The sequence below is a fragment of the Gordonia sp. VNK21 genome (assembly GCF_046098115.1).
Taxonomy (GTDB): Bacteria; Actinomycetota; Actinomycetes; order Mycobacteriales; family Mycobacteriaceae; genus Gordonia.
Genome location: NZ_JBJURU010000002.1, coordinates 53,004 through 65,005, shown reverse-complemented (window position 1 = coordinate 65,005; position 12,002 = coordinate 53,004). Strand labels below are relative to the sequence as shown.

General features: G+C 69.6%; 10 protein-coding genes and 1 pseudogene. 4 read left to right on the top strand and 7 right to left on the bottom strand.

Annotated features, from left to right (window positions below; genetic code table 11):
• The first annotated feature begins 2 nt into the window (after nucleotides 1–2).
• Nucleotides 3–998, top strand: coding sequence for a sulfate/molybdate ABC transporter ATP-binding protein (locus ACJMNC_RS03295; protein ID WP_408946520.1), 996 nt, complete (start codon nucleotides 3–5; stop codon nucleotides 996–998).
• A gap of 64 nt (nucleotides 999–1,062) precedes the next feature.
• Here the strand turns inward: ACJMNC_RS03295 and ACJMNC_RS03290 are convergent, their stop codons facing one another.
• The 6 genes from ACJMNC_RS03290 to ACJMNC_RS03265 form a co-directional block, all read right to left on the bottom strand.
• A complete protein-coding gene (locus ACJMNC_RS03290) occupies nucleotides 1,063–2,313 on the bottom strand; it encodes an MFS transporter (protein WP_408946519.1) in 1,251 nt (416 codons plus the stop codon).
• A gap of 90 nt (nucleotides 2,314–2,403) precedes the next feature.
• On the bottom strand, nucleotides 2,404–3,141 hold the full coding sequence (locus ACJMNC_RS03285) for a sirohydrochlorin chelatase (protein ID WP_408946518.1): 738 nt from the start codon (nucleotides 3,139–3,141) through the stop codon (nucleotides 2,404–2,406).
• Between the two features lie 10 nt (nucleotides 3,142–3,151).
• Nucleotides 3,152–4,453 carry a sulfate adenylyltransferase subunit 1 gene (locus tag ACJMNC_RS03280; RefSeq protein WP_408946762.1) on the bottom strand — a complete coding sequence of 434 codons (1,302 nt, stop codon included), beginning with the start codon at nucleotides 4,451–4,453 and terminating at the stop codon, nucleotides 3,152–3,154.
• A gap of 22 nt (nucleotides 4,454–4,475) precedes the next feature.
• Nucleotides 4,476–5,408: a sulfate adenylyltransferase subunit CysD gene (gene cysD / locus ACJMNC_RS03275; RefSeq protein WP_408946517.1), complete on the bottom strand. Its 933-nt coding sequence runs from the start codon at nucleotides 5,406–5,408 to the stop codon at nucleotides 4,476–4,478.
• Nucleotides 5,405–6,133: a phosphoadenylyl-sulfate reductase gene (locus tag ACJMNC_RS03270; RefSeq protein ID WP_408946761.1), complete on the bottom strand. Its 729-nt coding sequence runs from the start codon at nucleotides 6,131–6,133 to the stop codon at nucleotides 5,405–5,407. The genes cysD and ACJMNC_RS03270 overlap by 4 nt, the downstream gene beginning before the upstream one ends.
• A 13-nt stretch (nucleotides 6,134–6,146) precedes the next feature.
• On the bottom strand, nucleotides 6,147–7,961 hold the full coding sequence (locus tag ACJMNC_RS03265; RefSeq protein WP_408946516.1) for a nitrite/sulfite reductase: 1,815 nt from the start codon (nucleotides 7,959–7,961) through the stop codon (nucleotides 6,147–6,149).
• Nucleotides 7,962–8,415: 454 nt separating this feature from the next.
• On the opposite strand from ACJMNC_RS03265, the gene hemW reads away from it, so the two are divergent.
• Complete coding sequence (gene hemW, locus ACJMNC_RS03260; RefSeq protein WP_408946515.1) at nucleotides 8,416–9,639, top strand: radical SAM family heme chaperone HemW; 1,224 nt, start codon at nucleotides 8,416–8,418, stop codon at nucleotides 9,637–9,639.
• A 92-nt stretch (nucleotides 9,640–9,731) separates the two neighbouring features.
• Here hemW and ACJMNC_RS03255 read toward each other — a convergent pair whose 3' ends face one another.
• Nucleotides 9,732–10,154: a type II toxin-antitoxin system VapB family antitoxin gene (locus ACJMNC_RS03255; protein ID WP_408946514.1), complete on the bottom strand. Its 423-nt coding sequence runs from the start codon at nucleotides 10,152–10,154 to the stop codon at nucleotides 9,732–9,734.
• A 75-nt stretch (nucleotides 10,155–10,229) separates the two neighbouring features.
• Between ACJMNC_RS03255 and hrcA the strand changes: the two genes are divergently transcribed.
• Both hrcA and ACJMNC_RS03245 read left to right on the top strand, forming a co-directional pair.
• Nucleotides 10,230–11,261 (top strand): heat-inducible transcriptional repressor HrcA, encoded by a 1,032-nt coding sequence (gene hrcA, locus ACJMNC_RS03250; protein ID WP_408946513.1) that lies wholly within the window; start codon nucleotides 10,230–10,232, stop codon nucleotides 11,259–11,261.
• 27 nt (nucleotides 11,262–11,288) lie between these two features.
• A pseudogene (locus ACJMNC_RS03245) lies at nucleotides 11,289–11,375 on the top strand (DnaJ domain-containing protein); the annotation flags it as partial.
• Nucleotides 11,376–12,002: the final 627 nt, after the last annotated feature.

Sequence of the window (12,002 nt, the reverse complement as noted above, 5' to 3'; positions counted from 1 at the left end):
CCGTGTCCATTTCCGTCATCGGAGCCAACAAGCGGTACGGCGAGTTCGCCGCGCTCGACGATGTGTCGATCGAGATCCCGGAGGGCTCGCTCACCTCCCTGCTCGGCCCCTCGGGTTCGGGTAAGTCGACGCTGCTGCGGGCCATCGCCGGTCTGGACACGCTCGACTCGGGCACCGTCAAGATCAACGACCGGGACGTGTCGAAGGCGTCGCCGCAGCAGCGCGACATCGGCTTCGTGTTCCAGCACTATGCGGCGTTCAAGCACATGACCGTGCGCGAGAACATCGCCTTCGGTCTGAAGATCCGCAAGCGGTCCAAGGCCGAGATCAACGCCAAGGTCGACGAGCTGCTCGAGATCGTCGGACTCGAGGTGTTCCAGAAGCGCTATCCGGCGCAGCTGTCCGGTGGTCAGCGGCAGCGTATGGCTTTGGCGCGGGCGCTGGCGGTGGACCCCAAGGTGCTGCTGCTCGACGAGCCGTTCGGCGCCCTGGACGCCAAGGTGCGCGACGATCTGCGGCGCTGGCTGCGCAAGCTGCACGAGGAGGTCCACGTGACCACCGTGCTGGTGACCCACGACCAGGCCGAGGCGCTGGACGTGAGCGACCGGATCGCGGTGCTCAACAAGGGCCGCATCGAGCAGGTGGGCACCCCGGACGATCTCTACGACCGGCCCGACAACGTCTTCGTCGCGTCGTTCCTGGGATCGGTGTCGCGGCTCAACGGCGAGCTGGTCCGCCCGCACGACATCCGCATCGGCCGCACCCCGGAGATGACCTATCCGCCGGCCGACGCCGGTCTGGACACCGGCGTGATCCGGGCGACCGTCGAGCGCGTGGTGAACCTGGGCTTCGAGACCCGGGTGGAGCTGGTCGGGGACGCCACCGGTGAGCAGTTCCTGGCGCAGATCACCCGCGGCGACCAGAACGCCCTGCATCTGGAACCCGGGCAGACGGTGTACGCCCGCGCCACCAAGGTGCCGCAGCTCGACGGGGAGTAGCTCCTCGAAACACCGCAGTTGTGGTCGCTGGGCGACCACAACTGCGGAGGGACGGGCCGGCGGACTACCCGGCCGCCGCGGCACGGTCGCGGCGCAGGGCGTGCAGCAGCGGCAGTCCGAAGCAGACCGAGACGATCATCGCGGCGAAGGAGAACCAGGTCAGCGAGCTGTAGCCGGCCTGCTGAGCCAGAAACGAGGGCACGATCGCACCGATGATCGCGCCGGCGGCGACCCCGGAGTTGAACAGTCCCATCGCGGCCCCCTGACCACCGGGCGCGAGCCGGGCGGCCAGCAGGGTGGCGCCGATGTACTGGAACGGATAGAAGCTCGCGATCACGATCAGGCAGATGCCGCCGAGCGCGGCGCCGAGCGTGCCGTGGTTCAGGGTGGCCAGCGCGAGCACCAGGAAGGCGACGAGGGTGGCGGCGATGCCGACGGCGAGCAGCCGGGCGGGACCGTGCCGCCAGGCCAGTTCACCGCAAGCCGGATAGAGGATCGCGCCGATCGCCGAACCGGCCAGGAAGACGATGGACGTGGTCCGCGGGTCCACGCCGAAACTGTCACGCAGTACCAGCGGCACCACGTTGTAGAAGGTCATCAGGCCGAGCATGGCGAAGAACCAGCAGCCCAGAAAGACGCCGAAGCGGCTGGCGAAGAGCGGTTTGAGGCTGCTGCGCCGCCGGCGTGGTTTCCGGGGCGCGGCGGGCGCCGCGTCCGATCGGGTCCGAGTCAGGTGCGGCAGCTTGATCCAGCCCAGGCCGGTACCGATCACCATGATCACACCCACCACGATCCAGCCGGTCTCCAGCCGGTGCGAGAAGTAGGCCGAGACGGCCAGTCCGAGGACCTGACCGGTGCCGAAGGCCAGCCGCATCCAGCCCATCCGGGTGTCCCACTGGTTGCGCGGACGGCCCTCGACGATGAACATGCTCGCGGTGGTCTGGGCGGCGCCCGCACCGGCGCCGACGACGAAGATACACAGGAACATCTGCCAGGTCTGGTCGGCGAAGCCGAACAGGATCGCACCGGCCGCCGTGACCGGGAAGCTGCCCAGGAACACCCAGCGCTGGGTGCCGGTGCGGTCGGCCAGCGAACCGAAGAGCGGGGCGATCAGCATGCCCAGATAGAAGGCGGCCACCACCAGCCCGACGGCGAACATGCCGTGCGGGTCCGCGCTGAGCGGCAGCAGCACCGGGACGATGCCGCTGACCACCAGACCGACGAGGGCGTACCCGGACAGCCACGGGCCGAGATAGCCGCGCCGGAACGGCGTGATGATGTCGCGCCCGATCCGGTCGTAGAGTCGCACGATCATCGCCCCCCTGACGTCACAGATGCCGCCGCAGCGGCCGTGGCGGCGGGGCGCCCCCACGGTAACCGACGACGCCGCGTGATGCCGGACGGTTCAGACCAGCGCGGGCAGCGACGCGTGGTAGAGCCGGGAGACGGCGGCGATGAGCGACGGATGCGCGCCGATCGGGCCGGCCACCACTGAGCCGGGGGCGCAGCGGTCCAGGACGCGCTCGACGCGTTCGGTGAGCAGTCCGGCCGAGAGGAACAGCGGGCTGGCCGCGATCCGGGAGACGCCTTCGGCGCGCAACTCGTCCACGGCGGCGGTCACTGCCGCGCCGTCGCTGCCGAGCCGGGTGGCGAAGACGGTGCGCACCGGAACCCCCAGTGCCCCGGCCAGTTCCGCCCCGCGCTCACGTACCGACGCATCCGAACCCGGATCGCTGGAGCCGACCGCGTACAGCAGTACCCCGGTGCGGCCGTCGGCGACGAAGCCGGCCTCGGTCAGCCGGTCGGTGAGCGCGGGGACGGGGGAATAGCGGCCGACGATCGGGGTCTGCGTCACCCGCAGTCCCGGGTCGACGGCGCGGGCGGCGGCCAGCATCGCCGGCAGGTCGATCTTGCTGTGGTAGCCGTCACCGAAGAGCAACGGCAGCACCGTGACCCGGCCGGACAGCCCGGCCAGGGCCTCGTCGACCAGCGGTGCGTTCAGATCGAGGAAGCCCAGTTCCACGCGTACCCCTCGCAGTGCTGCCGCGGTGGCGGCGGCGATCCGGCGGGCGGTGGCCTCGAACCGGACGTCGCGGCTGCCGTGTGCGGTCAGCACCAGCGTGGGACGGGGCAGCTCGATCATGGGAGACGCCTCAGACCAGCGCGGCCTGCGCCAGATTCAGGCTCTCGAGCGCGTCCCCGATCAGGCCGGCGCCGAGCGTGTTGCCGCCCTGCGGGTCGATCAGCAGGAAGCTGCCGGTCTCCCGGTTGGTCTGGTAGTCGTCGGCGGCGATCGGCTCGGCCGTGGTCAGCGCGATCCGGCCGATCTGGTTGAGCTCGATGGTGTCCGGGCCCTCGACCAGGGCCAGGTTCTGCTCGTCGAAGAGCGTGTCGAGCCCGCCGATGATCACCGGGGTGGTCTTGGTGCCGTGCTTGAGCAGGAGCCGGGCGCCCGGCCGCAGCGGCTTGTCGGCCAGCCAGCAGACGGTGGCGGTGAACTGCTGCGCCGGCTCCGGAGCATCCTCGACCGCCGCGATCAGATCGCCGCGCGAGATGTCGATGTCGTCGGCCAGCAGCAGGGTGACGCTGCGGCCGGTGTGCGCGGTGGGCAGTTCGCCGTCGGCGGTGTCGATCTTGGCGATCGTCGACCGCTGGCCGGACGGCTGCACCACGATCTCGTCGCCCACGGAGACCCGGCCGGCCGCGACCTGACCGGCGTAGCCGCGGTAGTCGGGGTAGTCGGCCGTGCGCGGGCGGATCACGTACTGCACCGGGAAGCGCAGGCCCACATGCTTGCGGTCCGGCTCGTTCGGCACCGTCTCGAGATGCTCGATGAGGGTGGGGCCGTCGTAGAACGGGGTGGTCTCCGACCGGACGGCGATGTTGTCGCCGTGCAGCGCCGAGACCGGGATCTCCACGACCTGATCCGAGGAGTAGCCCAGCGCCCGGGTGAGCGCGTTGAACTCGGCGGAGATCTCCGCGAAGACGGACGCGGCGTCGTCGACCAGGTCGATCTTGTTGACGGCCAGCACCAGTCGCGGCACCCCGAGCAGGGCCATCACGGCCGCATGCCGGCGGGTCTGGGCGACGACCCCGTTGCGGGCGTCCACCAGCAGGATCACCAGCTGCGCGGTGGACGCGCCGGAGACGGTGTTGCGGGTGTACTGCACATGGCCGGGGGTGTCGGCGAGCACGAACGAGCGCGCCGGGGTGGCGAAGTAGCGGTAGGCCACGTCGATGGTGATGCCCTGCTCGCGCTCGGCGCGCAGACCGTCGACGAGCAGGGACAGGTCGGGGGTGTCCATGCCGCGGTCCACCGAGGCGCGGGTCACCGCGTCGATCTGGTCGGCGAGCACCGACTTGGTGTCGAACAGCAGCCGGCCCACCAGGGTGGACTTACCGTCGTCGACGCTGCCGGCGGTGGCGATCCGCAGCAGGTCGGGGGCGGGCGCGATGCCCGGGGTGGTCTCGCTCATCTCAGAAATATCCTTCGCGCTTGCGGTCTTCCATGGCGGCCTCGGAGACGCGGTCGTCGCCACGGGTGGCGCCGCGCTCGGTGAGCCGGGACGCGGCCACCTCGGCCAGCACGGCCTCGTTGTCGGTGGCATCGGAGAGCACCGCACCGGTGGTGGAGCCGTCGCCGACGGTGCGGTAGCGCACCATCCGGGTCTCGACCACCTCGTCCTCAGCCGGGCCGCCCCACGGACCGGAGGTCATCCACATGCCGTCGCGCGAGTACACCTCGCGCTCGTGCGCGTAGTACAGCGGAGCCAGCAGCACCTGTTCGCGGGCGATGTACCGCCACACGTCCAGCTCGGTCCAGTTGCTCAGCGGGAAGACGCGCACATGCTCACCCGGGGCGTGCCGGCCGTTGTACAGATTCCACAGCTCGGGGCGCTGGCGCTTGGGGTCCCACTGGCCGAAGGCGTTGCGCAGCGAGAAGATCCGCTCCTTGGCGCGGGCCCGCTCCTCGTCGCGGCGGGCGCCGCCGAAGACCGCGTCGAAGCGGTTCTCGGTGATCCCGTCGAGCAGCGGAATGGTCTGCAGCGGATTGCGGATGCCGTCCGGGCGTTCGGTGAGCCGGCCGTCGGCGAGGTAGTCCTCCACCTTGGCCACGTGCAGCCGCAGATTGTGCCGCTCGACGATCTCGTCGCGGAACTGAATGATCTCGGGCAGGTTGTGGCCGGTGTCCACGTGCAGCAGCGAGAACGGCAGCGGCGCCGGCCAGAAGGCCTTGAGCGCCAGGTGCAGCAGCAGCGTGGAGTCCTTGCCGCCGGAGAACAGGATCACCGGCCGCTCGAACTCGCCGGCCACCTCGCGGAAGATGTGGATCGACTCGGACTCGAGCGCGTCGAGCGTCGAGAAGTCGTCGGCCGCAAGGTTTTCGATGGGGGACTCAGTGATGCTCATGAGACGTGCAACCCGCATTCTGTCTTGGCGCTGCCGGCCCAGCGGCCGCTGCGCGGATCGGATCCCGGTGCCGGTTTGGCGGTGCACGGTTGGCACCCGATCGAGGGATACCCCTCGTCGACCAGCGGATTCACCAGGACGCCATTGGTGTCGATGTACTCCTGGAATTCCTCATCGGTCCAGGCGGCGAGGGGATTGATCTTCACCAGACCGAATCCCTCGTCGAAGGAGATGAGCGGCGCGTTGGCCCGGGTGGGGGCCTCCACACGTCGGATTCCCGTCACCCACGCCCGGTACGGCGCGAGTGAAGCCTTGAGCGGGACCACTTTCCGGAGCCGGCAGCATTCTGCGGCGTTCCGGGCGAAGAGGTCCTTGCCGAGCAGCCGGTCCTGCTCCTCGACGGTGTGCTCGGGGGTCACGTTGATCAGCTCGAGGTCGTAGACGTCGACCACCGCGTCCCGGGTGCCGAGGGTCTCCACGAAGTGGTAGCCGGTGTCGAGGAACAGGGCTTTGAGCTTGGCGCCGTGCAGGTCGGCCGGATCGATCGCCTTCTTCGCGACGTCGATCAGCACCGCATCCTGCATGTTGGCCGCGATCACGAAATCGTCGCCGAAGGTGCGGGCAGTCCACTGCAGCAGCTGCTCGGCGGTCGCCTCCGGACCGAGCTCGGCGGCACCGGCCTCGGCGATCTCCCGTAGATGCGCGGTGTTGAGGGTGGTTGTCATGTCGCTCATCGCCTCACTGCAGCTCCGCGTCGTCGGCCCGCATGGCCCATTCGGCGAAACGCTCTTCCGGATTGCGGCCGGCGATGAAGTTGCGGACCAGACGCTCGATGTAGTCGTTCGCCTCGTGGGCGTAGATCTTGTGCTGGCGCAGCTTGCGGCCGAAGCCGACGTCCAGGCCAAGGCTGCCGCCCAGGTGCACCTGGAAGCCCTCGATGGGGTGCCCGTCACCGTCGTCGATCAGCTGTCCCTTGAGGCCGATGTCGGCCACCTGCACGCGGGCGCAGGAGTTGGGGCAGCCGTTGAAGTTGATCGTGATCGGCACGTCGAGCTGATCGTTCAGCTCGGCCAGGCGCGCCTCGAGTTCGGGCACGAGTTGCTGTGAGCGGCTGCGGGTCTCGGTGAACGAGAGCTTGCAGTACTCCAGGCCGGTGCAGGCGATCAGGTTGCGGCGCCAGCGCGACGGCCGGGACTGCAGACCCACCGCGGCCAGGTCCTCGTCGAGTGCGGCGATCTTGTCCTTGGGGACGTCCACCACTACGAGCTTCTGGTACGGGGTGAGCCGGACGCTCTCGGCACCGGCCTTCTCGGCGGCGTCGGCGATGGCGTCGAGCACGGTGTCCGAGAGCCGGCCGGAGACGGCCGAGAAGCCGACGGCGTAGTTGCCGTTCTTCAGCTCGGTGACGCCGACGTGGTCGATCGGGTGCTTGGGCGGCTCGGGGGCCGGGCCGTCGATCAGCTTGCGGTGCAGGTACTCGTCCTCGAGGACCTGGCGGAACTTCTCCGGGCCCCAGTCCTTGAGCAGGAACTTCAGCCGGGCCTTGGAGCGCAGCCGGCGGTAGCCGTAGTCGCGGAAGATGCTGACCACGCCCTCCCAGACGTCGGGCACCTCGTCGAGCGGCACCCACACGCCCAGCCGCTGGGCCAGCATCGGGTTGGTCGACAGGCCGCCGCCCACCCACAGGTCCAGGCCGGGGCCGTGCTCGGGGTGCTCGACGCCGATGAACGAGACGTCGTTGATCTCGTGCACCACGTCCTGCAGACCGGAGATGGCGGTCTTGAACTTGCGCGGCAGGTTGGAGAACTCCGGGTTGCCGATGTAGCGGCGCTTGATCTCGGCGAGCGCCGGGCTGGCGTCGAGGACCTCGTGCACCGACAGGCCGGCCAGCGGGGAGCCGAGCATGCCGCGCGGGCAGTCGCCGCAGGCCTCGGTGGTCTCCATGCCGACCGCTTCGAGGCGGCGCCAGATCTCCGGCACGTTCTCGATCTCGATCCAGTGGTACTGGATGTTCTGCCGGTCGGTGACGTCGGCGGTGCCGCGGGCGAAGTCGCGGGAGATCCCGGCGAGGGTCCGCACCTGCGGGATGGTCAGCGAGCCGCCGTCGGTGCGCACCCGCATCATGAAGTACGGAGCCTCGATGATGTCGATGTTGTCGTCGTGGCTGTAGGTGCCGTCGTAGCCCTCGGCGCGCTGGGTGTACAGGCCCATCCACCGGAAACGGCCGCGCAGGTCGGCCTTGTCGATCCCGTCGAAACCGACCTTCGAGTAGATGTCGAGGATGCGTCGGCGCACGTTGAGCGGGTTGTCGTCCTTCTTGGACTGCTCGTTGGCGTTCAGCGGTTCCCGGTAGCCCAGGGCCCACTGGCCTTCGGAGCGGCGCTTGGTGGGCCGGGTCTTCTTACGCGGTGCGGCACCGTCGCGGGCCGGACGTTCGGCGCGGGCGGGACGCTCGGTGCGGGTGGGCCGTTCGGCGCGGGCCGGGGTCGTCGTATCGCCGGTCGGAGTGGGCTCGGCGGGCTTGTCGACGGACTCGGGAGTCGTCAGCGTCATCGGTTCTCCTCACGCATCGCGACGCGATGCGTCATGGGGGCTGGGCATGAAAAAGTGACGAGAATTCGGTATCCGGATCCGGCGCGGGCTGATGCGACCGGAGAGAACGGACTACTCGGGACCGAACCGTCGGTCAGCGCAGACAGTTCGCGCTGTCGCAGCGCATGAGGTCGATGTGTCGCCGCGAGATGAGGCGCACGCCTGGAGTGGTCACGCTGCCAATAGTGCCACGGATGACCGTCCGCGTCTAACCGTGACGCGTCTACGTGCAAAGAATTAAAACCACTGTGAGGTTAATAAACGGCCGTGGTCCTGCTCGGTGCTGCCGCGAGCGGCCGATCCGGGCGTGGTGAGAGATGAGCCACATGTGCGCGGCGGTGTGTACGCAGCGCCTGCCCGACCGCGTGATCCGCCCCGGGGCGGGCGCCGGGCCGCAGTGCGGCATCATGGTGTGGTGAGTACCCGCACCGCACCGACACCGCTCGACGAGGCGGCACTGCGTCGGCTGCGCGAGGTGGACGCCGGCCGGCCGTTCGGGCTGTATCTGCACGTCCCGTTCTGCGCGAGCCGCTGCGGGTACTGCGACTTCAACACCTACACCGCCGGCGAGCTGGGCTCGTCGAGCTCGCCGGAGTCGTGGTTCGAGGCGGTCCGGATCGAGCTGGCGCAGGCGGCGCGGCTGCTGTCCCCGGCCCGGCCGGTGTCGACGATCTTCGTCGGCGGCGGCACCCCGTCGCTGCTCGGCGCCGACGGTCTGGCCCATCTGCTGGCCGCGGTGCGCGCCGAATTCGACCTCGCGCCCGGGGCGGAGGTGACCACCGAATCGAATCCGGAGTCCACCTCGCCGGAGTTCTTCGAGCGGCTGCGCGGCGCCGGCTACACCAGGATCTCGCTGGGCATGCAGTCCGCGGCCGAGCACGTCCTGGCCGTCCTCGAGCGCCGGCACACCCCGGGCCGGGCGCTCGCCGCCGCCCGGGAGGCCGCCGCGGCCGGCTTCGAGCACCTGAACCTGGATCTAATCTACGGCACGCCGGGGGAGAGCGACGACGATCTGGCGCGTTCGCTGGACGCGGTCCTCTCGGTGCCCGTCGACCACGTCTCCGCCTATGCGCTGATCGTCGAGGACGGCACCGCCTTCGCCCGCAAGGTGCGCCGCGGGGAGGTCCCGATGCCCGACGACGACGTCCTCGCCGCCCGGTACGAGATGCTCGACGCACGGCTCAGCGCGGCCGGTCTGACCTGGTACGAGGTGTCGAACTGGGCGGCCGCCGATGCCGCCGGACTGCCGCGGGCCGAGGCCGCGTGCCGGCACAACGAGGCCTACTGGCGCAGCGACGACTGGTGGGGGATCGGCCCCGGCGCGCATTCGCATGTGGGCGGGGTGCGCTGGTGGAACCAGAAGCATCCGGCCACCTACGCCGCCTCGCTGGCCGACGGCGCACTGCCGATCGGCGGCAGCGAGATCCTCAGCGACGACGACCGGCACACCGAGACCGTGATGCTGGCGCTGCGGATGCGCGATGGGCTGCCCGCGGCGGCCCTGACCGCCGCCGAACGGGCGCGGGCCGAGCTGGTGATCGCCGACGGGCTGCTCACCCGGGCCGGGCAGCGCTACGTGCTCACCGACCGCGGCCGGCTGCTGGCCGACGGGGTGATCCGCGACATCCTCGTCGACTGACGATCGGAGAACACCGTCGACTGACGATCGGAGAACGCCGTCGACTGACGATCGGAGAACGCCGTCGACTGACGATCGGGAGAGCCCGCAGCTCAGCCGTCGGCGCGGTGGGCGCCGGAACTCCGGGCGATCCGCCGGGGATCGGCGGTGCGCATGGCGATCGGCGGCAGCTGATCGGTCACGTCCACCCCGCCTGCGACGCCGTCGCGGTCCTCCTGCGCCGCATCCAGATCCAGCAGCCGGGCGTGGATGACGGTGCGGTTGCGCAGGGCCGACCGGACCGCCCGGTGGAGCCCGTCCTCGAGGTACAGCTCGCCCTGAAAGCGCACCACATGTGCGAAGAGGTCGCCGTAGAAGGTGGAGTCCTCGGAGAGCAGCTTGTCCAGGGCCAGCACCGTCGTCACCGTCGTCAACTGGTCCAGCCGGAACTGCCGGGGCGGGATCTTGGCCCAGTCGCGGGCGGCGAGACCGTGGTCGGCGTACGGCTTGCCCTCCGTCACGCCCTTGAAGATCATCTGTCCGGTCTTCCCATCGCTTCACCTAGAATGGTCTTCACCCACTGTAAGGCGCTGCGATCGAGGGAGGTGACGATGTCGACCACTGATGACCGCAGATTCGAGATCCTGCGGGCCATTGTGACCGACTTCGTCGCCACGCAGGAGCCCATCGGGTCCAAGGCCCTCGTCGAACGGCACCACCTGGGCGTGTCGAGTGCCACCGTCCGCAACGACATGGCGGTTCTGGAGGCCGAGGGTTACATCGCGCAGCCGCACACCAGCTCGGGGCGGGTGCCCACCGACAAGGGTTACCGGCTCTTCGTCGACCGCATCAGCGAGGTCAAGCCGCTGTCGTCGGCCGAACGCAAAGCCATCCTGAGTTTCCTCGACAACGCCGTCGATCTCGACGACGTGCTGCGCCGGTCGGTCAAGCTGCTCGCGCAGCTCACCCGGCAGGTAGCGGTGATCCAGTACCCGGTGCTCTCCACAGCCCGGGTGCGCCACCTCGAGGTGGTCTCGCTCAGCCCGGAACGGTTGTTGCTGGTGGTGATCACCGACACCGGCCGGGTGGAGCAGCGGATGGTCTCGCTGCGCTCGGCGCTCGACGACGACACGCTGGCCCGGGTGCGCAGCCTGTTCGGCGCCGCGCTCGACGGCCAGCGGCTCGAGGAGGCCTCGTATGCGGTGGCCGAACTCGCCAACAACGCGCCGGCCGAACTGCAGGAGCCGATCCTGGAGATCGCGAGTGTGCTGGTGCAGACCCTCGTCGAACGCGACGAGGACCGGCTGGTGCTCGGCGGCACCTCCAACCTGGCCCGGTCGCTGAGCGATTTTCCCGCGGGCGGGGGAATGGACAACGTCCTCGAGGCGCTGGAAGAACAGGTGGTGATCCTCAAACTGCTCGCACATGCGCGGCAGAGCGATTCGGTCACCGTGCAGATCGGCGAGGAGACGCTCGCCGAGAACCTGCGCAGTACCGCCGTCGTCTCCACCGGGTACGGTGCTTCGGGCACCGTGTTCGGCGGACTGGGTGTGGTGGGCCCCACCCGGATGGACTATCCGGGGACCATCGCGTCGGTGGCGGCCGTGGCGCGGTATGTCGGCGAAGTGCTCGCCGACCGATAGAACATTTCGAGAAGGACGCATTGCACTGTGGCTCGTGACTATTACGGCAGCCTGGGGATCTCCCGGGGTGCGACCGACCAGGAGATCAAGCGTGCCTACCGCAAGCTGGCGCGTAGCCCCGTAAGCGCGTGGCTGTACTGGACCGGCTCCTTCCTGGCGACGTGCCAGACCTAGAGCGGGACGGGGACTGTCCACCCTGTCCACTGGCCGAACCTCAACAGCGCCCACGGGCTTGGGACCGTCGACAGCGTGTCCTACCGCCACAGCTGCCACTAGAGGAACAACCGGGGCCGGCGGCGGAGGAGCTCCCAGTCCGAGTCCGGGTGGTCGCGCCCGAGTGGCCCTGCGTGGGCCGGCGCGCCCGGCGCCGGCGGCGGCTTTGGCGGTGGCGGCGGGGGCGGCTTCTTGACCAACTTCTACAGCGGGTCCGGCGGCGGCTTCAGCGGCTTCGGGGGCCGGGGCGGCCGCGGCCGGTCGCCTAGGGGCGGCCGCAGCTGCTACGCCGCGAACAGGCCCAGCCTCTCGTGGAGCATCCGGCACCACTGGAGAAACTTCGCGAGGAGGAGCGGGCCTAAGTGTAGGCCTACGTCAAGTGCGCGGTCGAACGCCATCCGTGCGAACTAGAGGACCAGCCAGCGTGGGGCCCTCTAGGGGTCCTACGGCATTATCAGTGCTCGGTGTCACGTTACGCAGGAAGAGCTTTACAAGATAGCCAGCCGCTCGTGAAGCGGCTGTATGGCG